Below are 25,122 nucleotides of genomic sequence, written 5' to 3'. Positions count from 1 at the left end.
TCCTCGATTGCAGTTGGTGTCCTGTCTCCTCAATTCACATAGAGAAATTCGGCGGAGTTGAGAAAGGCGTGACACAAGGATGCCAGCGCCAGCCACTCGGCCTTGCTGGCTACCGGTTCCGCCGGGACCTCCACTTCCAGATGCCGCTTCCATTCTCGAGTCAACTGGCGGAGAACCTCCCCGGCCTTGGCGGACTCCTCGGCAGTGGGCGGTCGAGTCAGCGCCAGCAGATAGACCCGCTCGATCTGCCTGGAAGTATCCTCACCCACGGCATCAATCACCCGACCGGCCATGTGCCGTGCGCTGAGGCGCACCAGCTGGCTGTTCTCCAGGTGCAGCGCCTGGGATGAAACCGTGGAATGCGGCCGTTTGAGGCAGTTGGGCACCAGCAGCGGGGCATCGAAGGATTCCAGCAGGCTGAGAGGCTGGGAACGCCTCTGCCTCACGTAGATGCTTCTGCGGTATCCGTCGGGACTCTCCCTGGCGATCACCTCTCCGTCGGGCTTGATCTCCAGCTCGTCGGCGGGACCGTAGCGGGTCGGGTCCAGCCGTCCCGAGACCTTGAGAATGGAGTCCCTGAGGGCGTCCGCATCCAATCGCCTCAAGGGAAAACGGGACACAAGGCGATTGTCGGGGTCGCGCTTCAGAGAGAGAGGTGCGGCGCTGGAAGTCTGCCGGTAGGCCGTGGACGTCATGATCAGGCGGTGCAGGGCCTTGAGGCTCCAACCCCCATCCACCAATTCGCGCGCCAGCCAATCCAGCAGCTCGGGATGAGATGGCCGCGCACCGGTGCTTCCGAAGTTGCCGGGCGTGCTCACCAGCCCCACGCCGAAGTGGTGCTGCCAGATGCGGTTCACCATGACGCGGGCCGTCAGGGGATGGTTGGGCTGAGTCAACCATTTGGCCAGGGCCAGACGCCTCCCGGTGGTTTCGGTGCTCCATTCGGGCTTTTCCACCCGGTAGGGCATCAGCTCACCGTTGAGCACCGCCGGCACTCCCGGCAGCACCTGATCCCCGGGATTGGTGTATTCGCCCCGTCCCAGAATCCGAGTGGGCGTGGGACGACCTCCCATGTCGAATAGCGCCCTGATCTTGGGCTTGCCCTTCAGCTTCTTTTTCTCATCCTTGATCTGCTCCTCGATCTCCTTGGAGGTCTCGGCAAAGTCCTTGAACTTCTGAAGGACTTCGGCCCGGGTAACCTGAAGGGTCTCCGCAAACTTGCCCAGGAGATATTTCTGAACCGGGGTGCGTTCCTCGGGCTTGGCCTGCGAGGCCTCCTTCAAATCCTGCCGCAGGGACTCGGGCAGGGCCGCCATCTTTTCCTCGAGCAGCTGCTTGCGGAGGGGACGGGTTTTCTCCTCCAGTTGCCGTTCCAGTTCCGCGATCTTGCGCTTGAAGGGAGCGTTGTACTCCTCCACTTCCCGCAGCTCGCTGTCGGAAGGCAGCGGCAACAAGCGGGTGTTGGTGTCGTTGCAGTTGGCTCCCACCCCGATGCAGCCCATGCTGGGCGACAGCCAGTCGTAGGGATCGTAGGCCGTCCTCAAGACGGCGCTCAGTTGATAGTAGTCCCGTTGGGACAGCGGATCGTACTTGTGGTCGTGGCAGCGGGCGCAAGCCAGCGTCAGCCCCATGGTGGAGGAGCTCAGGATCTCAATCTGGGTGGCCACCACGTCCAGGCGTTCCGGCAGGTTGTTCTGCTCGGTGCTGTAGGTCGAGTCCGGCCCCATTCGCAGAAAGCCGGTGGCCACCAGCAGGTCCAACTGATCGGGACTGTAGGTCTCGACGGCCCTGTAGTCGAAGAGCTCATCCCCGGCGATCTGCTCGATCAGGAACCGGTCGTAGGGCTTGTCCGCATTCAGCGACCGTATGACGTAATCGCGGTAACGGAAGGCGTGGGGGCGGACTTCGTCGGAGGAAACCCCTCCTTCGGAATCGGCATAGCCCACGGCGTCCAGCCAGTAGCGGGCCCAGCGCTCACCGTAGTGGGCGGATTCCAGCAGACGGTCCACCAGGAGTTCGTACGCCCGCGGGTCGGAGTCGGCCAGAAAGGATCGGATCTCCTCGGGGGAAGGAGGGAGGCCCGTCAGATCAAGGTATGCCCGCCGCATCAACGCCAGGCGGTCAGCCGGCTGGGAAAACCCCAGCCCCCCCGCTTCCAACCGAGCCAGCAGAAAGGCGTCCACCGGGTTTCGGACGCGATCCCTCCCCGTCACATCGGGTTCGACCGACCGGCGGGGCGGTTGAAAGGACCAGAATTGCCGAGCCTTTAAGCCTGCCGTTGTATCCCGACGCGGGTCGGCTTCGGGAGGCTCTTCGGGATCGGGCAGGGCGCCCGCGGCAATCCAGGCCTGCACCTTCTCAAACTCGACCGAGGTCAGGCCGCGCACCGAGAACTGTTCCTGCAAGTGGGGTGGTGGCATTTCCTGCGCGCGGATGCGCCGAACCAGCAGACTATCCTCCGGTCTGCCTGGAACGATGGCGGGGCCGGACTGCCCTCCTTTCAACAGGCTTTCCCGAGTCCTCAGGTCCAGACCGGCCTCCTGGCGCCGCCGCCCGTGGCAAGGCAGGCACTTGGCTCCCAGAATGGCCGCCATCACTTCCCGCTCACGCACGGCGGGCGCGGCTTCAGAAACGGGCGCCTCCGCGCTTCCCCCGGGCATTCCGGCTTCAATCCAGCTCCGAACCACCTCGATGGCTCCCGCCCCCAGCGGTGGCGCTCCCATGGGCATGCCGCCGGAGTTGATCAGCACCAGCAGCCGGCTCTCCAGAGGCTGGTGGGCCACCACCACCGCACCCGAGTCTCCGCCGGCCAGAACCCTTTCCAGGGTCTCAAGGGACAATCCCCCTTGACGAGCCTGGTCACTGTGACAATGAAGGCAGTTCTGCTGAAAGATGGGCAGGACGTCGGTTTCAAAGCTGGGAGGACGCACGTCTTGGGCCGACAGGGACAAAACCCGCATGCCCATCAACCCGAGGATGACCCAACCCTTTTTCAATCCGGAAGCGGACGCCGCGGCGACGCGGGTTCTCTGACGCCGTTTCGCGTAGCGGGCTGTTCCTTTCACGATGAAACCCTCTGAGGAGCGATTATATCACCCCTGCGGCAGGGGTGTCGGGCGTGGCGCTCACAAAGAAGACCCCTCGATCGCAGATTCCCGTGGGGAGGGATTTGATGGGGGATGGCAGCCCTGGTGTATGATCTTCGAGGTGCATCCGGAAGCATTCCGGTTCTGCTAGACCCATGGCCCCCGACGTCAAAACCCGCCTGCAGGAACTCTACCGGCAGTGGTGCGGTGAACCCGCCGAGGGGATAGTCCCGGTTTCGGCTGATGGATCGGTCCGCCGGTACTTCCGCATCAACGGGAGGGAGCGGACGGTCATCGGCGCCTTCAACCCGGACCGCAAGGAGAACCGGGCTTTCCTGAACCTCTCCGGCCACTTTCGCCGCCAGGGGCTGCCGGTACCCGAAATCTACGCCTCCGACCTGGACCGCCATATCTACCTGCAGCAGGACCTGGGTAACGTGACTCTCTTCTCACTGGTCTCGACCCAGGGCCGAGAGGAGGGATTCACCGATCGCCTGATCGGACTCTACCGGGAGTCCCTGGAGACGCTGGCTCGATTCCAGATCGTCGGCGGCCGGGATCTGGACTACTCGGAGTGCTATCCCAGGCCCTGCTTCGATCGGCAATCGATGCACTGGGACCTGAACTATTTCAAGTATCACTTCCTGAAGCTGGTTGACATTCCCTTCGAGGAACAGGCCCTGGAGGATGACTTCGATACCTTGATCGATTTCCTGATGGAAGCCGACACCAACCACTTCCTCTACCGCGACTTCCAGTCACGCAACCTCATGTGGTTTCAGGAACGACTCTACTGCATCGACTACCAGGGAGGCCGAAAGGGGGCGCTGCAGTATGACGTAGCCTCACTGCTGCTGGACGCCAAGGCGGACCTGCCCTGGTCCCTGAGGAATCGGTTGCTGGACCACTACCTCGGAGTGGCCGGCAATCTGACCCCCCTCCAACCGGAAACTTTCCTGCGCTTCTTCCGGCCCTACGCCCTGTTGCGCCTGATGCAGGCCTTCGGCGCCTACGGCTACCGGGGGCTCCATCAGGGCAAGAGCCACTTTGAGGCCAGCATTCCCTATGGCTTGCGCACCCTGGAAGGACTCCTGGCCCAAGGCGCCCTGCCCGTCCGGCTCCCGGAGCTGTCGGTGGTGTGGCAGCGCATGATCCGTTCCGATTCCCTGAACCGGAAAGGGCAGCAGCAGGAACCGGGACTCGCCGTCCACGTCAAGAGCTTTTCCTACAGGCAGGGCCTTCCCCGGGACCGGACCGGACACGGAGGAGGATTCGTGTTCGACTGCCGCATTCTGCCCAACCCCGGCCGCATTGCAGCCTACGCCCCCCTCACCGGCAGGGATCGGGAGGTCGGCCGCTTCCTGGAAGAGGACCGGGAGGTACAGCGCTTTCTGAGTCAGGCCAGGACTCTGGTGGACCAGGCAGTGAATCACCACCTGGGGCGAAACTTTACCGACCTGACGGTCGCCTTCGGCTGCACCGGCGGGCGCCACCGGTCCGTGTTCTGCGCCGAGCGCCTGGCCGCCCACCTCCGATCCCGGAACGATCTTCGAATCGATCTTCAACACCGGGAGCTGGAATCCATGCCATGAAAGCCATGATCCTGGCAGCCGGACGGGGAACGCGCCTGGGCCGGTTGGGCCGGCAAAGGCCCAAGGCGCTGGTGGAAATTCAGGGGATCCCCCTGTTGGCCGGGGTCATCTCTCGATTGGCTCAACAGGGCTTCAGGGAAATCATCGTCAACACCCACCATCTGGCGGACCAGGTTTCTGAATTTCTGACCGATTACCGCCGGCGTCACCGCCCGGACGGGCTCACCCTGGCAGTCTCCCTGGAAGAACAACTGCTGGACACCGGCGGGGGCGTTCAACGAGCCGGCTGGTTCTTCGATGACGGGAAACCCTTCCTGGTCCACAACGTGGACGTGCTCAGCGATTTGCACCTGGGAAGGCTGCTGCAGGCCCACCTCGATTCCGGTGCTCTGGCGACCCTGGCGGTCCATCAACGAAAAAGCTCCCGGCGTCTGCTCTTCGACTCTGGCGAGAGCCTGTGCGGCTGGCAGTCCCTCGCCACCGGGCAAGAGCGCATGGCCCGATCGCCGGATGGCCCCCTCACGCCCCTGTCCTTCATGGGTATCCAGATCATCTCCCCCGCACTGCTGGACCGGCTCACCCTTCCCCCACCCTTCTCGCTGGTGGACGCCTACCTGGAAGTGGCGGGACAGGGTCAACCGATCCGGGGCCACCGCGACGATGAGGCCAAGTGGGCGGACCTGGGCAGCCCGGAACGGTTCAAACAGGCCGAGAAGCTGTTCGAAACAGACTTCTTCGCCGCACTGAGGAAGGAATCCTGACCCCTGCGGCTCAGTTCATGGCTGCCCCACCGTCCACGTGTATGGTTTGGCCGGTGATATTGCGGGCTTCCTCCGAGGCCAGGAAAGCGGCCAGGTTGCCGATGTCCTCGGGTGTCTGCTCGCGCTGCAGGGGCGTACTCTTGTGGAACCAGGCTTCAAACAGCTCGCGGGGCTCCATCCCGGCAAAGGAGGGCTCTCCCGCGGCTACCAGGGGCGCCAGGCGCTTCCAGAAGTGTCCCCAGACCATTCCCGGGCAGATGGCGTTGACGTTGACGTTATAGGGTGCCAGGTCCTTGGCCACGATGCGGGTCAGGGTGAGCAGGGCGTTCTTGCCGGCTGCATAGGCCGGCACGATCTGGGGATCGCGCTTGGCGGCGATCGAGGAAATGTTGATGATCTTGCCGGAACGGCGCTCCATCATGTGGGGAGCCACCGCCTTGCAGAGGAAAAAGGGTCCCTTGACGTTGATGGTGTAGTTGTCGTCCCACTCCTCCTCGGTCTGATTGGTGAAGGGCAACCCCAGGCGCTCGCCGAAGTGGCCGGCGTTGTTGACCAGGATGTCAATGCACCCGAACTCCTTCAGGGATGACTCCACCAGTTCCTGGCAGTCCTTTTCCAAGGTGATGTCGGCCTGAACCGCGAAGGACCGCCGCCCCAACTTTCGGATCTCTTCGGCCCGCGTCTCCGCAGCCTCCAGGGCAATGTCGGCGACCACGATGTGGGCGCCCTCCCGCGCCAGGCAGCGGGAGATGCCGCTTCCCACAGCCCCGCCGCCGCCGGTGACGACGGCGACCCGATCCGCTATGCGCATGGAAATTCCTTTCGATCAGACGACCGGTGGCAGATTGCTGCCTTCCGCCCCGGAGTATACCCGGACTCCCGGTAAATCGGTCAGGCTTTTGACGAACTCCGAGCGCGCCCCGCAGGTCAGTCAGCCCCCTGTCCTGGCGTGCGGATCCTATGAGAGTGAAAAAACGGATCCTTCCGACCTATCGCGAGCAGGTACCAGGTCCCGCTATACGGGTTGGCTGCATTGGGAACGGCAAGCCGCCCAAGACTATCGTCTGCATCGCCCAGAGCCTTCCGCCAGTCCTGAACGTCCCCTCTGCAAAAAAAATTGTAATCGACCGCCATTTCGACTGTTTATAGGGGTAAGGGAAAATTCCTGTCCAATCCCAACCACCAGCCGAGGAGGACGCCATGGATATCTTGGGAAGCAAATGGATGACGCCGGTGTTTCACCTTGTGCTCGCTGCCTTCGGTTTGACGGGCTGGATCTTCGGCGTGTCCCACATTTTGTCCTGGCAGGGCTCGGAAGGCAGCCAACCGAGACCCATGGCGACGGTCGAGGACCTCAACCTGGCGATAGTTTCAGGCAGCAACGACCAACTGAAGGAGGTTCTCAACTCCGGCATCGATCCCGATGCGGCGGACGCTTTCGGGAACACGCCGCTGCGGTCAATCATCGAGCAATCCGGCAGGGTCCCGGTCTACCGGGGGCAAGTGGAAGCCCTGCTGTCTGCCGGGGCGGATCCCAACCGGCCGGATGTATACGGGGACACGCCCCTTCATGCGGCTGCCTATGACGCCCCTGCAGCCCTGATCAATGTCTTGCTCCAGGCAGGGGGCAACCCGAACCTCCCAAACGATGTGGGGGTGACGGCCTACGAGACGGCCTTGAAGCACGGCAACCATGGGGCCGTTTCAGCCATCGAGCAGGCATCGACGTTCCGGCATCCCGATCGGGAAAGGCTGAGGGTGTGGGGAGTCTTTTACCTGAAACTCCAGGCCTTTCTCGAAATGGGGCTGCCTGCGGGTCCGAAGCGGGATGAGGGCTTGAGGACAATCAACACATTCCTGGTCGAGAAGGGGCTGCTGGCGCCGGAGGACAAGGCGCGATTCGATGCCGAAACCATCGCTACCGTCAATTATTGCTGCGGTCTGACAGGGGATTGGGAAACGGAAGCCGCATCCGATTGGTAGGGATCCTTCAGAGCTGCCGACTGGCCCCGGAGAAATGTCGGGCCAGGCTCCCCTGCTTGATTGTGTGCCTGGAGGCTGCCGTTCACCTTCCGGGCCCCCAGGAGGATGACATGCAGACAAGAAGCCTCTTGGGGGGTGCGGTCATTGGCTCCTTGCTTGGCGTTGCCGCCTTCAGTGAGCCGGCTCTGATTCAAACTCCTGCGGTGTCCTCTAAAGAGCCCGCAGACCGGCAATCGGGAGTGATCCGAGGACAGGTCTTCGCTGCCGAGGGGGAGCGCCCCTTGGTAAGGGCGCGTGTGACGCTCTATTCGACGGGCCGGCGAGGAGACCCCGTCACTCGGACCGTTCGCACCGATAGCCGGGGGGAATACGAAATCAGGAACCTGGAGGAGGGCAAGTACATTCTGCGCGCGAGTCGCAACGGCTACCTCAGCCGATCCTACAGCCGGGAAAAACCCTCCCAATCGGGAAGGCGGCGCGGATCGCTCCCTCTTTCGCTGGCGCCGGGCCAGGTCCTCGATGGCATTGACTTCCCATTGATTCAAGGCGGCGTGGTGGAAGGAACCGTGGTGGATCCGTACAACGAACCCCGTTCGCAGGTCTCGGTGACGTTGAGCGAATACAGGAGCTATGGCGGTGAGCGCGAGCTGGTTCCGGCGGGGCATGCCAAGACCGATGACCGGGGGCGATTCCGCCTCTTCGACATTCGGCCGGGAAGCTACTACTTGAGCGCGGTGCCTCGCCCTCTCGACGATCGAGAGGAAGAAGCGGATCGGTCGTTTCCTCCGGTCTACTACCCTGGAGTGCTGAATCCTCGGGAGGCTGCCAAAGTGGAGGTAGCAGCGGGGCAAGAAGTCGGGGGATTCTACTTCACCTTGATAGAAGTCCGCAGCTACGGTATCAGCGGCCGGGTGCTCACTCCCGAGGGCAGGCCGGCTCACTCGGTCTGGATCAGATCGAGAAGGGAATCGGACGAATTCCTCGTTTCCGGGATGGAACCCAGCGTGGACACGGATCGGCAGGGAGAATTCAAGGTCAAGGGCCTTCTTCCCGGAAGACACCGTTTGACTGCCCGTTCGGAAAGAGACGAGGATCTACGGATGGCCAGCGCGGTTGTGGAAGTGACCGACCAGGATATCGAGGGCTTGACGTTGGTGTTGGCGGCGGGTGCGGAGATCACCGGCAGGATTGTGACCGATCGGGAGGAGGCCGATTTGGATTGGCGCCGGATCTCGCTGTATATGGAATCGATCGGCAGCGCATGGAGGTATGCCGGCGGGAGAAGCTCCCGGGTTGAAGAGGATTTCACCTTCAAGATCAAGGACCTGCAGGAGGCGTCCTATCGCCTTGTCGTCCGGCTCCCCCCGCGGGGGAATCATTATGTCGAGTCCATCCGCATCCGGACCGAGGAGCTCACTGACCGGCCCATAGAGGTCAGATCCGGTGACCGGCTGGACGGGGTGGAGATTCACGTTTCCTCGGAGGGAGCTCAAATCAGCGGCGTCGTTGAAAAAGAGGAGGGCCGGGAAGTCGCGCAGGCGGCGACCGTTCTGGTCTTTGCCGCCGACTCCGAATACAGGGGGCCCCACTCACGCTTCACCAGGAGGGCTCGAACCGACCAGCGCGGGCAGTTTACTCTCAAGGGCCTGGTCCCGGCACAGTACCTGGTGTGCGCTTTTACCGATCACGAGTACGGACTTGAGAGCAACCTCGACTACCTGAGTAGCCTGGAAAGGGATGCGGAGCGGATCGATCTTTCCCAGGGCCAGAGGTTGAAGAAAAACCTGGTGGCGTTGCCGGCCCCGAGAGTGTATTGACGGCAATCCATGGGCCGTCATGCGGCTCTGCAAAGTGCGCCGTGGCGAGGGGTCTCGCTGCAGGAGGCCTGCGGGCGTCTCCTACCTGGGCAATAAGGGACCGATCGGTGGGTTCTCCTGGCCCGATCGGGCCAGAAAACAGGACCTTAGGATGCACGGGTTTCCCACCGCCGTGAAGTCGCTCCAGAAAATACAAAATCGTGAATCAGCCAATCGTCGCCCGGCGTAGCATTGAGGCTTGGCGGACCCACGACAACCCGGTTCGTCCTCACAGCGCGTTGGGTTTTGTCAGGCCTGAGCGGTTTCGCCTGGCGGGGTAAGACAGGCCGTGGAAAAGACGTCCGCTCCGCGACCCCGGGAAATGGTTCGAATTTCCGACTTTCCTCTCTGTCAGATTCTCGACGGCGGCGATAATTCTGGACGGACAGTCGCAATATCCTGGATGCGGCCGTAAGGCGGTTACGGATCGTCCTACCTGACCGGCACATGAACGGACATCTTCCTGTGGAGCCTACCGGGTGCGATAATCATGCCGTGGAAACCCTGTGCCGTGACTGTGGCAACCGGCCGTCCCCCGAGGCCGAAACCTGCTCGGCGTGCGGATCGGCACGCGTCGTGCGGCACAAGGAGCTTCATGGTCTCGCCATTGCCCATCTCGACTGCGACGCTTTCTACGCCACCATCGAGAAACGCGACCGGCCGGAGTTGCGGGACCTTCCGGTGGTCGTCGGTGGGCACCACCGGGGTGTCGTGGCCGCGTGCTGCTACATCGCCCGTGCCCAGGGCGTGCACTCGGCCATGCCGATGTTCAAGGCCTTGAAAGCCTGCCCCGGCGCCACCGTCATCAAGCCGGATATGAGAAAGTATGCCGCGGTGGGACGTAGGGTCCGGGCGATGATGCGGAACTTGACCCCTCTGGTGGAGCCGCTCTCCATCGACGAGGCTTTCATGGACCTCTCCGGCACGGAGGCTCTGCACGGTGCCAGCCCGGCGACGACTCTGGCGGCGCTGGCGCGCCGCGTGGAGGAGGAGCTTTCCATCACTGCCTCCATCGGGCTCAGCTACAACAAGTTTCTCGCCAAGATCGCCTCGGATCGGGACAAGCCGCGCGGCTTCTCCGTTATCGGACGAGCCGAGGCCAGGACCTTTCTCTCCGACAAGCCCGTCAGCCTGTTGTGGGGCGTGGGGAAGGCCATGGGCCGGCGCCTCCGCGAGGACGGCATAACCCTGATTGGCGAGCTGGCCCGCATCGACGAGGCCGAGCTTGTCGCCCGTTACGGCAAGATCGGGCGGCGGTTGTGGTTGTGCGCACGGGGCGAAGACGACCGGCGGGTCGACCCCGAGAGCAAGGCCAAGAGCATGTCATCGGAGACCACCCTCGACAGGGACACCGCCGAGTTGGCCGGGCTGCGCCCGATACTGTGGCAGCTTGCCGAGACGGTGGCACGGCGCATGAAAAAGGCCGGTATCGCCGGCAGAGGGGTTACGCTGAAACTCAAAACGGCCGACTTTCGCATCGTAACCCGCAGCCGCCGCCTACAGGGTGCCACTCGGTCAGCCGAAGAACTATTCCAGGCCGCCGAACCCCTGCTGGTTCGGGAAACCGACGGACGTGCCTTCCGCCTGATCGGCATCGGCGTTCATGACCTCGTCGAGGCCGGTCAGGTTGTCCAGGGCGAGCTCTTCAGCGGAATTGGGTCGACCCAAAGCAAGGTTGACAAAGCGCTGGACGCCGTGCGGGAGAAGTTCGGAGGCGACGCCGTCGTCAAGGGCCGAGGCTTCGGTATCAAGCTTGAGCGGCAGGGACCCTCAAAGGTGGAGTAGGTCAACAGGTCCGATCATCAACGGATCGGCACGGCCTTCGATTCGCGATTCCCACCGGCCGGGAACTCCGCCCACTGTTCCATCAGATATAATTGATCAATCGTAAGTAATTAATAACAATATACTTACTATTGATCACCCTGCTACAATCCCCTCATTGCATCCCTTTTACTGAACGGGATTCCACCGGACTATTCAGGACGTTGGCGTACGTAACCGTTCGGCCAAGCCGTGCAAGAACAGTTGATCGGCATCCTCCCTGCAGCGATCAAGCCACATTGCGCCGGTGTCGCCGCTGAGCCACCAGCCCAGCGGCTGGACCACCCTCCGGACAGGCCAGCCGAGGACGCTCGCTAGCCGCAAAACCCCTTTACACGGCTGGCGAACCGACCCTTTCGTTCCGACACCACGGGTCTCATCTCCGCTCTTTGTCCTCAGTCCCGATGGAGGTGGGCGCTTCGTCCGTTGCTCGGTCGGCATGGAGGACAAGCCTGCAGGAGGTCGAGCCCACGTCTTGACCGAACAGTTACGTCGCGACGGTTGGCCCCGACCGAATGCCGCCCACTGAGCGAACCGCCATTCCGGTTTCCCCACAGGCGGCGGCACCTGCACCGCTTTCGTGCGGCGCGGCGGAGCGCCGTGCGAGGCGGGGGTAGCGAGGCGGCACAGCCTCGCGTCGCCTTTTTACATCAGACGCGGGAATTCCGTGTTGCCGCACTACTGATGCGGCGTTTCGTGAAGGTCTTTGACCACAACGGCGAGGGCTTCCGCCCTCTGAGAGAGAAGCGTTGTGGTGGTCAAAAGTGTGCACCATCCAGGTTAATAACCTGGTCTCTGTAGAGTATTCACCCCTACGACGCCGTCGGCGTGCACCCCAGAGGCGGAAGTTGATGGACGCCTTGGCGAAGGGATTCCAGCGCCTCGCGCAGGACGGTTTCGAGGTCGGAACTTTCGCTGATTCGCAGGTTTGCGGCGCTCAGCCTGGAGATGGACTCCCATAGCGCCTCGATCTCCCGCTCTGGTTCTTCTTGGTTGTTCAACGCTCCCAACTCCTTTCCCGCTTCAGAACGCAGCCGGCGCCTCCGGCGCGAAACCAGGGAACGTGGGATGCAGGAATGCGCGAAACTACCGTAGTCCCGCCGGCCGTTTTCGCGCCGTTCTGCTGAACAATTACTAAAATTTCACTGAAAACAGCAAGACTATCACACCTGATTCACAAAATCTTCTGTAAGCTAACTATCTGATTCTCGATGCCATGCTGGCGAAGGGGAGACCAGGCAAGCTCTGGTCGGATTAGGAGAAACGGGCTATCGGGTCGGACTCTACGTCCATTTCCGGCGCAATTTTCGCCTGTGCCGCCAGGGAACAGCCCGTGCAAATGCCTCCTCAAAGGGCAAACCCCTGCGTGACGCCGCGCCGGTCGATCCGGAAAGGAAAGATCTTTCGTCTGAGTCCCTTTGAACCTGAATGGAACTCGAATGTCTATGGCCGTTTTGGGAACTGTCAGCATCTTCGTTATCTCCGTGATCTGGATTGGTCCTCACCTATGGTACGGCAGGGAGCGGCGGCAAGGCCCACCGCCGCTGACTCAGAGACGAGGCATTAAAGGATAGGGGGTGTCGTCCACCTTACACCCCCGCTCCTACCCGGAGCGGCAACCGTGTTCCTGCCGGTCGCTGGGGATTCCCCAATGAGTGGTCACGTTTGTTCTCAGCAGCCTGTCAAACGCTTGACGGCTGAAAAACGATAGGCTCAAAGGGACACAGGGCTGGGGGGTAATGAATGAACCCATCTGATGACTTCCACGTCATTCCCACCCCCGAGCTGAAGCAGGCCGCCGAGGGATGTCCGCTGCTGGAAAGAGATCTGGAGGGATGGATTGTCTGTTGCTCCAGGCGGTTTACACCGCTGGCGAGTCGAGTGGCTGGTGACGATAGCCTCGCCGAAGACGTGTTGCAGACCAGTTGGATCAAGATCCTTCAATCCATAGGCCACACCCGCTTCGACAAACCCAAGGCCTGTCCCTGGGTGAAAAAGATCGTCCACAACACGGCTAAAGACGTGCGCCGCGCGCGGCGCCGTGAAGTCGCTCAGAGAGACATATTTGACTTGGCTCCGAATCCGGAAGTGATTGCTCAGGAAAAGGAGTTGATGACCCTGTTGGCAGAGATGGTGAAGATGCTGCCCGATACCTACCGCCGAGTCCTTGAGTTGCACACCAACCAACGTCTTTCGAACCAGCAAATCGCCTGTCGCCTTCATATCTCCCGCTCGAGTGTGGGAACCCGCCTGCATCGCGCCATCCGCTTGCTGAGTACTCGCATCGAAAAAAAGTTGTGACCGATTGCCTCCTCAATCGTTTATAGGGCATCAGGCGGACATACCGCTTGACTCGATACCAACAGTTGCAACCCAAAGGAGGAGGTCATGAGAGTCACAAAACACCACAAGTCACCTTACGCTCGGTTCATGTCCCTTTCTCTTTCAGTGGTGCTTTGTCTGACGTTGCTTGCCGGCAACGCCTGGACTCAAAGCGGCGCCCACGAGTGGGGTTATGAACGCGACAGCGGATCCCGGGCGCGAATGGATGAGGCGATTCGGCTTACGGTTCAAGTCACACCGGTTCCGTTGGCGCCCCATTCCAGCACCGACTTTGTTCTGAGGTCTGTCGCTCTGGGCACAGAGAATGGGTACCGAGTCGTCAATATCGAAGGCCAGCACGGGGGCGATATCCAGGACTTCTTCTGGATGGTCGATACACGCACCAACACATATCGCACCATGAACATGACGTGGGATGTAAACGCGGATGCCCAGCGCCTTCATGGGGCAATTGCGGCAGAGCTGCCTCAAGATGGCCCCAGCCTGTCGAGGCTGCAGCAGGAAATCGCTAAAGTCTACAGCATCAAGTTGGGAGTAACGGCGGACCTGGACGAGATGGACGAGGAAGAGCGACAAAACAGTGCCAGCTATCCAGAATGCCTGGGACGCGCCACCACCACGATCGTCACCTACGACCCACCTAAGTACATGCTAACGTATACGACCAGTTGGGCTCGTTGGTACTACCCTGGGGATGGCAGTTACATCTCGGTTGGAGGTGGGGAATGCTGGGCCAATCCCAATACCCCTATCGGCACGAGCTGGTTTGTAGATTCGTGCCGTGGCAGTTCTTTTGTAAACTCCTACCGTTCACGCTACACAACGTGGAACCGATCATACAACTACGACTTCGGAGACGATGATGTGGCGACCTGGGTATTACAGAAAGCGGAAGTGCGCCACGACAACGGCTGGGCCAGATGGAGCACCAGTCACAGAGATTGGGGAGAGTTCTCTTGGCTAATCTACGGGTATGAGCTCATTGGTTACGCCAACTGCTGAGGAGAAACATGATAGTCAGCCTGTTCTTTTGGATGTCCGTGCCGCTCAGTATTCTGGTCGCCTTTGCCGGAGCGCTCCTGCGAAAGACCACCCTGTTACTTGTGGCGGCGGCGCTTATTCTGCCGGCCTCCGCATACCTTGCGTTGACTCCGAGATTCGAGGTTTGGGGATTGTTTCCGGTTGGTGCCTATCTGCTGGCGGCACTGGCTATTCGCTGGCTTAACGGGTTACCTGGCAGGACAACTAGCCTGTCGCTCATTGCCGGGAACGCCTGGTTCTTTGCGGATCTCTATTCAGAGATATCCAGATTCCCACTAAGTCCGTGAGCTTTGCCTGGTAGGCGGCGATTCCCAACTGTCAATGGGCATCGAAAATTGCAGGGTTTTGGGCATTGAAAATGGCACGTTTTTGGGCACCGAAAGTGTCAGGAGCTGAGCGCCCGCGCCTCCTCCAGGACCTCCAGGGCGCTACGGCACAGCGGGACCCGGTGTGCGCGGTTCCCCTTCGTGCGTGGGGCCGGGATGGTTGGCCCCGACTTTCCCACGGGGGGTGGTCTAACATGACGGGGATCCTGCTACCCACAACCCCTTTCTCTCAGAGGACGGAGCCCTCGCCGTTGTGGTCGAATGCTTCCCCGAAACGCCGCAACAGCCCCGTCGGTGTCGCTTGTCGCGTCATCGAGGCCTCCGTTATGGGAGTGAGAGAAGGGAGCGGCGGGGGTGATGGGGGGCAGGGGGGAACTCCCCCCGGTCGGGGTTCGAAGGGGCGGAGCCCCTCGCCAGCCCCAGTGTATGACACTGGGTAGGCTGGCTCTCCTTTATTACGCGTTGCGGACCGGCCCCGCTGTCCCCGCCGCCTCGCCGGGCGCGCCGCACGAGAGGGGTGCTGGTGGTGGGAAGGCCATCGAGCGCTGCTGAACGGTGGATCAGCCAGCCGGGGCAGCCAGGTAGCCGGCCCAATCGTCCATGAGCCGGCGCCGGCGCTCGAACAGGTCCGAGCGCGCATAGGCCGCCTCGACCCTGTTCCGGACCACGTGCGCCAGGGCCGCCTCGATGACCTCGCGGGGATGGTCGGTTGCCTCGGCCGCCCAGTCCCGGAAACTGGATCGGAACCCATGCGGTACGGCTGCGATCTTGTGCTTCCCGAGCAGCCGGCGCAGCTGCTTCTCCTCGATCGCTCTCCCGGGCCGGCCGGTGAACACCAGTGTACCGGTTCCGTCCCCGAGCGCCCGCGTCGCCTCAAGGATCTCCAGGGCACGTCCACACAGCGGCACCCGGTGCCGGCGGTTCGCCTTCGTCCGCTTCGCCGGGAGGGTCCACACACCCTCGTCTCGATCGATCTCCGACCACTCGGCCCATCGCACCTCGCCCCACCTGGCCGCCGTGAGCACTAGAAACTCGAAGGCCAGCTTGACGCCCGGCGCTCCCGTCGATGCCCGCACCGTCCGGATGGCCGCCGGCACCTTGCCGTGAGGCAAGGCCCGCATGTGCTCGACCACCTTGTGTTGAGGCCCCAGGACCGGTCCCACGCGGTCGCAGGGGTTGTCGAGGCGAAGCTCCATCGCCACGGCCCATTCTAACACCGCCCGCATGTGCTGGCGCAGCTTCCCGGCCATATCCGGCTTGACGTGCCATATCGGCGAGAGAATCTCCAGCACGTCGGCGCTCGACACCTCAGAGACCGGCATCTTCCCGATGCGCGGGAAGGCGTAGCGTTCCATGCCGCTCAGCCAGCTCTGCGCGTGACTCCGGCTGCGCCAGCCGGCCCGCTTCTGTTCCAGCACGCGCGCGGCGGCTTCCGAGAAGCTCGGTATGCCTTCGGCGCGGCGCTTCTCGGCCAGGGGGTCTCCACCTTCACGGGCGAGCTTGCGGTTGGCCAGCGCCTTTTCGCGGGCCTCGGCCAGCGAGACCAACCGGACGCTGCCGAGACCTAGCTCGCGGCGTCGGCCGCGAACGACCAGCCGCTGAATCCAGCTCCGGGTTCCGCTGGGCTGCACGAACAGGTACAACCCGTTGCCGTCGGCGTGTCTTCCCGGCGGAGCGGAACGCAGGAAGGGAGCCGACAGGGCCTTGTCGGGATGGCAGCCCCTGGGTTTGGTTTTTCGCGGAGTGTGGGCGGGATCCATTACAGTATGCATCCCCCTATTATATGGGGGTTGATTATGGATTGCAAGGGAAGTTACGGGCCAGGCTGATTCATGGTGTATTGTTTTAAATCACTGAATATACAGTCCGTTATAGACTTAAATGGACGACGATGGATCTTGCTGGCAATGGCATGCCCAGTCGTCCATCAAGACGCGCCGAAGTTCGAACAGGTCCCACGGGGCATAGGGGACTGCCACCTGATTGCGGATCAAGTACGACGACGTCAGGGAATGAAGCCCCCCCGGGAGCGCGGGCGTCCCGCCCGCACAAGTCTTCCCGCAGCCTCGTTCATCTCCTCCACCTGGCTCGACCGGCAACGGCGCCAGGACTCTACTTCGGCCGAGCACATGCCGTACCTGCCGGCAGGGTGGCCGGGTGCCGCATCGCAGGGAAACTCAGCGGAACCGAACGGGAGTGCATGCGGGCGGGACGCCCGCGCTCCCGGGGGTTTCCACCCGGTCGTGCGGTTGGGGGAATATCCGTCCGGCGACTTCTCTGAAAGCCGACAAGCTCCCTTTGGGAAGCTCCCGTTTGCCCGCGTGCACGCCCCCCGCCCGTCTCCAGAAAAAATCCTGTGCATCCTGTGCATCGATGTGAATAAAAACTTTGGCCCTGCTTGCCTTTGAACCGGCTCCCGACATCCGGCGCCGGCGTTTGCTTCCAGCAAGCCGGATGCGGGAAGCCGTTGTCTTTTGGGTCCGGATCGGGGGAAAATGCCGGGAGCGGTAGATTCTTGCAGCATCGGAAATGAGCGACAGCGGCCGCTCATTCCCATTCATTTGGCAACCACCGGAAAGACGATGGGGCACCAAGACAACGCCGATCCCACGAAAAAGGCCGGCAGGAAGCGAGGCCGCCGCCTGTCGCTGATCGACACCGACGTCCACAACCAACCCCGCTGCTGGAACGATCTCAAGCCCTATCTGCCCGCCGGCATGCGCGAGCGCGGATTTCCCATTCCGGACACGGCCGGCACCGGTTACGCCAATCCGATCGGGGTGCTGCGGCGCGACGCCTTCCCTCCCAGGGGCGGGCCTCCCGGATCCTGCTACCGGACGATGCGCAAGCAACTGCTGGACGCTTACGACATCGACTACGCCATCCTGACGGGCGCCGAGATCGTGGGCATCGGCACCTCGGCCGATTACTACTACGCCCCGGTGATGGCTGGAGCCTACAACGACTGGCTGATCGAAGCCTGGCTTGGCGAGGACCCGCGCCTGTTCGGCTCCCTGGCGATCGCGCCCCAGAACCCGGCCGCGGCGGCCCGGGAAATCCGCCGCCTGGGCGGGCACCCGCGCATCAAGCAGACCATCATGACCTCGGCCTCGCGCATCCCCTACGGGAATCCCTTCTACCACCCCATCTACGAGGCCGCTCAGGAATGCAACCTGCCGGTGGCCATACATCCCGGCCACGAGGGATCTGGGATCTCCGGGCCGCCCACCTCGGCCGGGTACCCGTCCAGCTACTTCGAAAAACACACCAACATCAGTCAGAGCTACATGGCCCAACTGGTCAGCCTGGTATCCGAAGGGGTATTCGAGAAATTCCCCGGGCTCAAGTTCGTATGCATCGAAGGCGGCTTCGGCTGGGTCCCTCACTTGATGTGGCGCTTCGACAAGAACTACAAGGCCTTGCGCATTCAAACCCCCTGGTTGAAGCGTCTGCCCAGCGAGACCATTCTGGAGCACGTGCGCTTCACCAGCCAGCCCATTGAGGAGCCCCCCAGGACCTCACAGTTGCTGGAGCTGTTCGAGATGATGAGAGCCGACCGTGTCCTGATGTTCGCCAGCGACTATCCCCATTGGGACTTCGATTCTCCTTTGGCGGCCTTTCCCAAAGTACCAAAAGAGCTGGGTGAACGCATTTTCTGGCGAAATGCCCAGGAACTCTACAGCTTGGAAAACCAAGCCCCGGACGTCGAGGAGCAAAGGAATGGCTAAGCGGTACCGGGTGTGCACCACCGAGGAACTGCAGCCGGGAGAGCGCAAGATCGTGGATGCCCGCGGGCGTTCCATCGGTGTCTTCAACATCGGGGGCAGCTACCACGCGCTGCTCAACCTCTGCCCCCACCAGAGAGGCCCCCTCTGCCTGGGGCAAGTGACCGGCACCATGCTTCCCTCTCCGGTAGGGGAGTTTCGCTACGGCCTCGAGGGCCGAATCATCCGCTGTCCCTGGCACGGGTGGGAGTTCGATGTGACAACCGGCAGGTCGGTCCACAAGCCGGACGGGGTGAAGCTGAAGGTCTATCCGGTAACGGTGGAACCCGCCCGTTCAGGATCCCGGGCGGAGAATGAACCCAGTGTGGAGACCTTTCCGGTGACGGTGGAACGCCAATGGATCGTTCTGCACGTGTGACAGGCGCCCTTCACACGAGCGTTTTCAGGTAGGTAATGCCTTGCCGGACCGATTCGTCGTACTCCTCGGTGCTGATCACGCCCGATCCGTGATCCTGCAGGAATTTCAGCATGTCGGCGGAGACCTCTCCCGACCCGGCCTCCTTCCGGACTCCAAGGGGGGTTCGATCGACGGGATTGACAAATTCCTGGGTGAGATAGGAGTCGTACCCCACCTCTCGCAGGGTCCGGATCACTGCTTTCCAGTCGTAGCTTCCCTGTCCCGGCGGCCGCCGGTTGTTGTCGGCAACGTGGAAATCGATCAGGCGCGAGCCCACGTTGCGTATGGCCTGCAGGGGGTCGACTTCCTCGATGTTCATGTGAAAGGCATCCAGAGCCACGCCCACTTCCGGCCCCACCTCGTCGGCCAGCGCCAGGGCCTGATCGTGGCGGTTGATGAAATGGGTCTCGAACCGGTTCAGGGCTTCGACACCGACGCGAATACCGCGCTCGGCAGCATATTCGGCAATCTGGCGGACCCCTTCGATCCCCCACCTCCATTCCTGGTCCGGACCGGCCACCCGCGCGAGCCGGTTGCACTCACTGGGGAAAATCACGAAAATCGACCCGCCAAGCTCATGAACCATGCGCACGCAGGCCTGCATGTACTTCACTGTTTCGGCCCGAACCGATGCCTCCTCGGATACCAGGTCCCGCCCCGGCATCATGATGCTGTGTGAGCCCCAGCAAGCCAACTGGTACTTTTCCAGCAATCGGGCGACCTGGCTTGTATCATATTGGGTCGGTTCTCCACTGATCTCGATCCCGTCATAACCGAGGCGGTGGAGGCGCTCGATAGTGGTTTCAATGGATTCCTGGCGCATCCAGTTGTGCATGGCGAATTTCATGGCAGAGTTCCTTTCGCGAACGGACTAGCTGGAACTGCATTATCTCAATAGCGGACGGCCGCCCGCAAGGAACACTCCCGGCACGAGTGCGCGCGGGCGGCCGTTTCTGAACCTCAACATCGGATTCTTCCCGTGAGCAACCATCAGCCCTCCATTGTGGTGGTGGGCGCCGGGTTTGCCGGAGCAGCCACGGCCTTTCACCTGGCCCGCATGGGCATGGAACGGGTCACCATCCTGGAACAGGAAGAGGTTCCCGGGATGCATGCCTCGGGACAAAACGCGGCCATGGTGCGCCAAGTGGTGCCTCACGAATCCATTGCCGCCCTGGCCCGAGGGGGAGCGGCCTTCCTTCGCAATCTGCCCCGGGATTGGCCGCTCGAAACCCACTTCGAACAGAATGGCTCCTTCTTGCTGGCCTCGGCCGGGGACTCGGCCAGGCTGAAGCAGGACGGCGCCCGCAGTTGCGAACGCGGGGTGCCGGCGGAATGGTGGCCCATCGAACGCATCGTCGAGGCCGTGCCGATCCTGGAGGGTTCTCCGGCCGAGGGGGGCTTGTGGTGCCCGACCGACGGGGTGGTCGACATCCACAACCTCCTGCAAGGTTATCTGAAGGCGGCAGCCTCGCTGGGAGCCCGGCTGAAAACTTCGAGCCCGCTGCGCCGGATTGTGGTCCGCCAGGGCAGGGTTTGCGGCGTCCAAACCGAATCCGAAGAAATAAAAGCCGATATTGTTGTCAACGCGGCCGGCGCCTGGGCCCGACAGATCGGGCAATTGGCCGGGGCCTCTCCGGTTCCGCTGGTTCCCTACCGCCGCCATCTGTTCGTGACCGAGCCCCTGGACTGGGTCGAGTCCCAATGGCCCATCGTCTGGGACCTCAGCCGGGACCTCTACTTTCGCCCCGAATCGGGCGGCCTTCTCCTCTGCCCATGTGACGAAGAAGCTCAAGAACCCGGTCTTGCGGCAGACGATCCGGCAGCCCTGCAAATGCTGGCCGACAAGGTGACCCGCTACTACCCCAGGCTGGCCGACCTGCCCATTCGGCGATCCTGGGCCGGACTCAGAACCCTGGCTCCCGACGGTCGATTGGTAGTGGGATGGGACTCTTCGGTGGAGGGGTTCTTCTGGCTGGCGGGGCTGGCAGGGCACGGTGTGGCCGCCAGCTACTCGGTAGGACTTCTGGCCGCCAGCCTGGTCCTGCGAGAGCCTTCCGGCGCGGCCCCCGCCGCGTTCTCTCCGGGTCGGTTCCACTGAGGGGCAAAGGGGTTGCACCCTCGCTTTCCCGATCTATCTCAAGTCAAGGCTGACCTTCACCACCTCGGAGCTCTCGGTGACGGTAAACTTGGCGCGCTCCCATTTCGGCCCACCGAGTCCGACGGGCGGATTGTTGGACATCCCCCAAGGCTCTTTAGGAAGACCCAGCCAGTTGTCGGTCATAAATCCGTCTTCGTCGAAGTCCTGCAGCACCTGAACCGCGTAATCCCCCGGGGGCACATCCTGGAACTCATACTGAACCGACTTGCCCAATGGCTTGACGATGCCTTTCTGCAAGGGCTTTTTCAACTTCTTCCGCATCAGAAACTGTGCCTTGTTGACCAGCGTAATGTGCAACTTTCCCCTTCCGGGCCTGACCTTGTTGACGGTGACAGCTACCCTGGAGGCCGCAAACAGGGATTCGGGGATGCTGGAAAACAGCAGCAGGAGGGCAACTGAAACGGGAATTGAGTGTCGCATGGGCCTGTTCCTTCCCCTGAATGAGACGAGTACCAAAACTGGTTGAGGGTCAGGCCAATGATTCAACCGAGAACGCTTCCACTCCGAGAATCCGCGGCGAGCACGGCGGAATTCGTGGGCGCGCTTGACCTGCATCACTCCTCACTCTCCAATGCCGCGGCGTGGCGGCCCGCCTTGGGATCGCCGGCCACCAGAACCGTTCCCTCTTCCGGGTCCACCTGAAGCATGACCGGACTGGCCACCCGCTCCACGAATTGCAGGCGGTGGCCGCGGCTCTTGAGATCGTCGGCTACCCCCTGGTCAGTGCCCTCATAGAGGCTCAGGCTTCCCAACTGGGGAGCAGGCTGGCTGAAGGATCCCGTGTGATGAGCGGTGGCGAAGCGTGGAACGGTGACGGCCCGAGCCGGCTCCATCCCGAATTCGATGGCGTCCAGCAGCAACTGCAGGCTCACCTGGTCCTGATGATCGCCCCCGGCCACGCTGATGGCGATGACCGGCTTGCCCTGCTTGAGAACGATGGTGGGCGTCAATGTGATACGGGGCCGTTTGCCGGGAGCCACCACGTTGGGGTGTCCCTCCCAGGTATTCAGGCTGACCAGGCGGGTCCCGTGGGTAACGCCCGTGCTTCCGCCTTCATCCACCTGGCTGCCCCATCCGCTGGGGGTGGCCGCCACCACGTTGCCCCAACGGTCGGCCACCACGCAGGTGGTGGTATCGCTGGACTCGCCGACACTGCGTGGAACCTGCTTGCTGGACACCTGGATCGGACGCATGCCGTAGGGATCTCCCGGGCGAACCTCGAGCGAGGCCTTGGCGAGGTCGATCAGCGGTCGGCGCAAAAGCGTGTAGGGATCCGACAGGAGGCTGTCCAGAGGCACTTCCACAAAACGCGGATCGCCGTAGTAGCGATCGCGGTCGGCCAGCGCCAGCTTCATGGCCTCGGCGACCACGTGGATGTAGTCGGCCGAAAGATGGCCCATTTGCCGGAGGTCGTACCCCTCCAGCAATCGAAGCGTTTGGGAGAGATAGGGCCCCTGGGTCCAGGCCCCGGCCTTGCAGACGGTATAGCCCCGATAGTCGATGGCAACCGGCTCCTCCACCCAGGTCCGGTGGGCGGCCAGGTCCTCCTTCCGCAGCAGTCCGCCATGCTTCCGGTACCAGGCATCCAACTCTTCGGCGATGTCTCCCCGGTAGAAGCGGTCGGATACGGCGCGCAGTCCCTGAAGCCGATCTCCTTCGGCCTGCGTTTCGGCCTCGATCAGGCGCCGCAGCGTTCCGGCCAGTTTCGGGTGCCAGGGTTCCTGACCGGCGTCCAGGATCTCCACCACGGGGCGGGCGGCCTGGGCAAAGGTTCGGGTGCCGTACCGCTCCAGCGCGGTCACGCACAGGTCGATGACTGCCGGGACTGCCGCAGCCTGGAGGTTGTTGGGATCCCCTCCCTCCGGAATCCCGCCGATCTTGCTGAAATGCTCCAGCGTCGCCAGCTTGGGGGCCGCTCCCTGACCCGAGAGCACCTCCACGGCCTCACGCCGGGTGTCGTAAATGAGAAACGGGACCTCTCCACCGATGCAGTATTGCCCGTAGTCGGTCACGCTGAGCGCCAGGATGACGGCGACGGCGGCATCGGCGGCATTGCCGCCCTCACGCAGAATCTCGATCCCGGCGTCCACCGCGCGACTGTCGCCCGCGGCCACCGCCCCGACATGACCCGAAGCGTTCCAACTCATTTCAGTATCCAATGGTTCTTCCGATTCTCTCGGAAAATAGGCGACGGTCAACGCCAGGGCGACGCCCACCAAGCCAATCCATCCCAGCTTCATCAGGACCTCCCTGTGAACCCGGCCGCGCCAAAAGCCTGCAGGGACTGCTGCCCCAACCACGCGCTCACGGACTCGGCCAGGGGAATCTAGCTAAAGTCTTATCACAATTGCGGCCGATCGCAAACCACAGCCGGGGATTGTGACGCCCCGCGCACGTCGTCCGGCCACTACGCCGATCGCCCGGCAGGAACCGGACTGGTTTCAAGTCGAAAACAGGTCGTTCGGCCTGGACGCAAAGGGCCCGTCGACCCCGAATTGAGTGAGGCCAAGCCCGGCCGCAAAGGTGTACAATGCGGCCATCTTCAGCGAAAGGAGAATCGCCATGAGCCACAAGGGCCTCCCGATTACTGCACTGCTTGCCATTGTTCTCGTTTTGGCTTCCTGCAGCCAGGTACAGCTTCCCCATTCCAACAATTCCTTTCCCGAGGGCTTGTGGCCCCAGTGGCGGGGACCTGATAGAACCGGCCTTTCCACCGAAACCGGATTGCTCGGGCAGTGGCCGGCCGGCGGTCCTTCCCTGGTCTGGTCCACGTCCGACCTGGGAGAAGGCTACGGAAGCGTCGCCATTCAGGGAGGCCGGATCTTCGCCCAGGGCACCCGCGAAAACGACAGCACCCTGTTTTGCCTGGAGGAAAGCAGCGGCCGGACCCTCTGGACTACATCCCTGGGAGATCGATTGGACCACGGCCGCGGACCCGGTCCCCGGGGCACTCCCACCATTCACGAGGACCGCATCTACGTGCTGACCGAAAACGGCGACCTGGCCTGCCTGCAAACCGCCGACGGCAAGACCCTGTGGCACCGCAACATCCTCAAGGATTTCAAGGGCGAGAATCCCAGGTGGCTCATCAGCGAGTCCCCCCTGGTCGACGGCGACCGGCTGATCGTGATGCCCGGCGGGGATCAGGCCAGCCTGGTGGCTCTGAACAAGAATACCGGAGAGACCATCTGGACCAGCAAGGAACTCAGCGACCGGGCCGGCTACTCCTCCTGCGTGGTGGCTGAAGTCCAGGGCATCCGCACCCTGCTGGCCTTTACCGCTGCCGCGGCCGTGGGACTGAGAGCCGAGGACGGCCAACTGTTGTGGCGCTATGAGCCGGTGGCCAACCGCACCGCCAACGTCACCACGCCAATCCTCTACCAGGACCAGGCCTTCTACAGCTCCGACTACGGCACCGGATGCGCGCTGCTTCAACTCAAGGCCGACAACGGGTCCATGGAGGCCAAGGAGGTCTACTTCAACCGCGACATGAGAAACCACCACGGAGGGGTCGTCCTGGTCGACGGCTATCTCTACGGGTTCTCGGCCGCCATCCTCACCTGCATGGAATTCGAGACCGGGAAGGTGATGTGGAAGGACCGCAGCGTGGGCAAGGGATCGTTGACCTATGCCGACGGCCATCTCTACCTGTTCAGCGAAAAGAACGTGGTGGGCCTGGCCGAAGCCACGACGGATGGGTATCGGGAGAAAGGGCGCTTCGAGGTGGCTGACCAGGGCTGGCCCAGTTGGGCCCACCCCGTGGTCAGCGGCGGCAGACTCTACATCCGCAACCAGGGCGTGCTCAACTGCTACGACATCCGGGCAAGCAGGAACGGCGGGGCGTCGCCGAGCCTGGAGTACTGAGGAGCGCTGGAGAAATCGAGGCCGCATGGTTGCGCTGGCATGTGAAACGATTCTTGTGAAGGCTCCGTCGTGATTGAAGTGACGTGTAGCCTGCCGGCTCTTGGCG

The 25,122-nt window shown here is 62.5% G+C and carries 19 protein-coding genes; 12 read left to right on the top strand and 7 right to left on the bottom strand.

The annotated features are described in order from the left end of the window. Nucleotides 1–29: 29 nt before the first annotated feature. The gene (locus tag OXI69_16190; GenBank protein ID MDE2667683.1) at nt 30–3,065 is read right to left on the bottom strand and encodes a DUF1553 domain-containing protein; all 3,036 of its coding nucleotides are present in this window, start codon (nt 3,063–3,065) and stop codon (nt 30–32) included. Between the two features lie 176 nt (nt 3,066–3,241). On the opposite strand from OXI69_16190, the gene OXI69_16185 reads away from it, so the two are divergent. Next, complete coding sequence (locus OXI69_16185) at nt 3,242–4,678, top strand: phosphotransferase (GenBank protein MDE2667682.1); 1,437 nt, start codon at nt 3,242–3,244, stop codon at nt 4,676–4,678. Then, nucleotides 4,675–5,439, top strand: a complete 765-nt coding sequence (locus tag OXI69_16180) for a sugar phosphate nucleotidyltransferase (GenBank protein ID MDE2667681.1) — start codon at nt 4,675–4,677, stop codon at nt 5,437–5,439. The genes OXI69_16185 and OXI69_16180 overlap by 4 nt, the downstream gene beginning before the upstream one ends. Nucleotides 5,440–5,449: 10 nt before the next feature. Here OXI69_16180 and OXI69_16175 read toward each other — a convergent pair whose 3' ends face one another. Then, nucleotides 5,450–6,250 (bottom strand): SDR family NAD(P)-dependent oxidoreductase, encoded by an 801-nt coding sequence (locus OXI69_16175; protein MDE2667680.1) that lies wholly within the window; start codon nt 6,248–6,250, stop codon nt 5,450–5,452. A gap of 389 nt (nt 6,251–6,639) precedes the next feature. Here OXI69_16175 and OXI69_16170 point away from each other — a divergent pair, with 389 nt between their 5' ends. From OXI69_16170 to OXI69_16160, 3 genes are all read left to right on the top strand, one after another. Next, complete coding sequence (locus OXI69_16170) at nt 6,640–7,422, top strand: ankyrin repeat domain-containing protein (GenBank protein MDE2667679.1); 783 nt, start codon at nt 6,640–6,642, stop codon at nt 7,420–7,422. Between the two features lie 110 nt (nt 7,423–7,532). After that, a complete protein-coding gene (locus tag OXI69_16165) occupies nt 7,533–9,239 on the top strand; it encodes a carboxypeptidase-like regulatory domain-containing protein (GenBank protein MDE2667678.1) in 1,707 nt (568 codons plus the stop codon). A 486-nt stretch (nt 9,240–9,725) separates the two neighbouring features. Continuing rightward, entirely contained in the window at nt 9,726–11,063 is a 1,338-nt protein-coding gene (locus OXI69_16160) for a DNA polymerase IV (GenBank protein ID MDE2667677.1), read from the top strand. An 851-nt stretch (nt 11,064–11,914) separates the two neighbouring features. Here the strand turns inward: OXI69_16160 and OXI69_16155 are convergent. Then, a complete protein-coding gene (locus tag OXI69_16155) occupies nt 11,915–12,103 on the bottom strand; it encodes a hypothetical protein (GenBank protein ID MDE2667676.1) in 189 nt (62 codons plus the stop codon). A gap of 742 nt (nt 12,104–12,845) precedes the next feature. On the opposite strand from OXI69_16155, the gene OXI69_16150 reads away from it, so the two are divergent. The 3 genes from OXI69_16150 to OXI69_16140 all read left to right on the top strand — a co-directional run bounded on the left by OXI69_16150 (nt 12,846) and on the right by OXI69_16140 (nt 14,773). After that, a complete protein-coding gene (locus OXI69_16150; GenBank protein MDE2667675.1) occupies nt 12,846–13,403 on the top strand; it encodes a sigma-70 family RNA polymerase sigma factor in 558 nt (185 codons plus the stop codon). 87 nt (nt 13,404–13,490) lie between these two features. Further along, nucleotides 13,491–14,447: a hypothetical protein gene (locus tag OXI69_16145; GenBank protein ID MDE2667674.1), complete on the top strand. Its 957-nt coding sequence runs from the start codon at nt 13,491–13,493 to the stop codon at nt 14,445–14,447. 8 nt (nt 14,448–14,455) lie between these two features. After that, a complete protein-coding gene (locus OXI69_16140) occupies nt 14,456–14,773 on the top strand; it encodes a hypothetical protein (protein MDE2667673.1) in 318 nt (105 codons plus the stop codon). 599 nt (nt 14,774–15,372) lie between these two features. Here OXI69_16140 and OXI69_16135 read toward each other — a convergent pair. Continuing rightward, complete coding sequence (locus OXI69_16135) at nt 15,373–16,572, bottom strand: integrase arm-type DNA-binding domain-containing protein (protein ID MDE2667672.1); 1,200 nt, start codon at nt 16,570–16,572, stop codon at nt 15,373–15,375. 822 nt (nt 16,573–17,394) lie between these two features. Between OXI69_16135 and OXI69_16130 the strand changes: the two genes are divergently transcribed. Beyond that, nucleotides 17,395–18,540 carry an amidohydrolase family protein gene (locus OXI69_16130; GenBank protein MDE2667671.1) on the top strand — a complete coding sequence of 382 codons (1,146 nt, stop codon included), beginning with the start codon at nt 17,395–17,397 and terminating at the stop codon, nt 18,538–18,540. Next, nucleotides 18,533–18,955, top strand: coding sequence for a Rieske (2Fe-2S) protein (locus tag OXI69_16125; GenBank protein MDE2667670.1), 423 nt, complete (start codon nt 18,533–18,535; stop codon nt 18,953–18,955). The genes OXI69_16130 and OXI69_16125 overlap by 8 nt, the downstream gene beginning before the upstream one ends. Before the next feature lie 10 nt (nt 18,956–18,965). Here OXI69_16125 and OXI69_16120 read toward each other — a convergent pair whose 3' ends face one another. Next, nucleotides 18,966–19,841 (bottom strand): sugar phosphate isomerase/epimerase, encoded by an 876-nt coding sequence (locus tag OXI69_16120; protein ID MDE2667669.1) that lies wholly within the window; start codon nt 19,839–19,841, stop codon nt 18,966–18,968. 132 nt (nt 19,842–19,973) lie between these two features. Here OXI69_16120 and OXI69_16115 point away from each other — a divergent pair, with 132 nt between their 5' ends. Further along, nucleotides 19,974–21,092: an FAD-dependent oxidoreductase gene (locus tag OXI69_16115; GenBank protein ID MDE2667668.1), complete on the top strand. Its 1,119-nt coding sequence runs from the start codon at nt 19,974–19,976 to the stop codon at nt 21,090–21,092. Nucleotides 21,093–21,125: 33 nt separating this feature from the next. On the opposite strand, the gene OXI69_16110 is transcribed toward OXI69_16115, so the two are convergent. Both OXI69_16110 and OXI69_16105 read right to left on the bottom strand, forming a co-directional pair. Beyond that, complete coding sequence (locus tag OXI69_16110) at nt 21,126–21,572, bottom strand: DUF2141 domain-containing protein (GenBank protein ID MDE2667667.1); 447 nt, start codon at nt 21,570–21,572, stop codon at nt 21,126–21,128. Between the two features lie 134 nt (nt 21,573–21,706). After that, entirely contained in the window at nt 21,707–23,392 is a 1,686-nt protein-coding gene (locus OXI69_16105) for a gamma-glutamyltransferase (GenBank protein MDE2667666.1), read from the bottom strand. A 322-nt stretch (nt 23,393–23,714) separates the two neighbouring features. Between OXI69_16105 and OXI69_16100 the strand changes: the two genes are divergently transcribed. Then, nucleotides 23,715–25,016 (top strand): PQQ-like beta-propeller repeat protein, encoded by a 1,302-nt coding sequence (locus OXI69_16100; protein ID MDE2667665.1) that lies wholly within the window; start codon nt 23,715–23,717, stop codon nt 25,014–25,016. Nucleotides 25,017–25,122 lie beyond the last annotated feature (106 nt).

The organism is Acidobacteriota bacterium, from assembly GCA_028875575.1.
GTDB lineage: Bacteria > Acidobacteriota > Terriglobia > Versatilivoradales > Versatilivoraceae > Versatilivorator.
Note: the sequence above shows the minus strand (reverse complement) of the source record. Positions and strands in the feature narration are given on the sequence as shown.

What these genes read in the sequence shown, in the direction of transcription:
- OXI69_16110 (MDE2667667.1), bottom strand. Translation starts at nt 21,572, where the DNA reads ATGCGACACTCAATTCCCGTTTCAGTTGCCCTCCTGCTGCTGTTTTCC.
- OXI69_16140 (MDE2667673.1), top strand. Translation starts at nt 14,456, where the DNA reads ATGATAGTCAGCCTGTTCTTTTGGATGTCCGTGCCGCTCAGTATTCTG.
- OXI69_16125 (MDE2667670.1), top strand. Translation starts at nt 18,533, where the DNA reads ATGGCTAAGCGGTACCGGGTGTGCACCACCGAGGAACTGCAGCCGGGA.
- OXI69_16180 (MDE2667681.1), top strand. Translation starts at nt 4,675, where the DNA reads ATGAAAGCCATGATCCTGGCAGCCGGACGGGGAACGCGCCTGGGCCGG.
- OXI69_16170 (MDE2667679.1), top strand. Translation starts at nt 6,640, where the DNA reads ATGGATATCTTGGGAAGCAAATGGATGACGCCGGTGTTTCACCTTGTG.
- OXI69_16165 (MDE2667678.1), top strand. Translation starts at nt 7,533, where the DNA reads ATGCAGACAAGAAGCCTCTTGGGGGGTGCGGTCATTGGCTCCTTGCTT.
- OXI69_16160 (MDE2667677.1), top strand. Translation starts at nt 9,726, where the DNA reads ATGAACGGACATCTTCCTGTGGAGCCTACCGGGTGCGATAATCATGCC.
- OXI69_16175 (MDE2667680.1), bottom strand. Translation starts at nt 6,250, where the DNA reads ATGCGCATAGCGGATCGGGTCGCCGTCGTCACCGGCGGCGGCGGGGCT.
- OXI69_16120 (MDE2667669.1), bottom strand. Translation starts at nt 19,841, where the DNA reads ATGAAATTCGCCATGCACAACTGGATGCGCCAGGAATCCATTGAAACC.
- OXI69_16130 (MDE2667671.1), top strand. Translation starts at nt 17,395, where the DNA reads ATGGGGCACCAAGACAACGCCGATCCCACGAAAAAGGCCGGCAGGAAG.
- OXI69_16150 (MDE2667675.1), top strand. Translation starts at nt 12,846, where the DNA reads ATGAACCCATCTGATGACTTCCACGTCATTCCCACCCCCGAGCTGAAG.
- OXI69_16100 (MDE2667665.1), top strand. Translation starts at nt 23,715, where the DNA reads ATGAGCCACAAGGGCCTCCCGATTACTGCACTGCTTGCCATTGTTCTC.
- OXI69_16145 (MDE2667674.1), top strand. Translation starts at nt 13,491, where the DNA reads ATGAGAGTCACAAAACACCACAAGTCACCTTACGCTCGGTTCATGTCC.
- OXI69_16135 (MDE2667672.1), bottom strand. Translation starts at nt 16,572, where the DNA reads ATGGATCCCGCCCACACTCCGCGAAAAACCAAACCCAGGGGCTGCCAT.
- OXI69_16105 (MDE2667666.1), bottom strand. Translation starts at nt 23,392, where the DNA reads ATGAAGCTGGGATGGATTGGCTTGGTGGGCGTCGCCCTGGCGTTGACC.
- OXI69_16185 (MDE2667682.1), top strand. Translation starts at nt 3,242, where the DNA reads ATGGCCCCCGACGTCAAAACCCGCCTGCAGGAACTCTACCGGCAGTGG.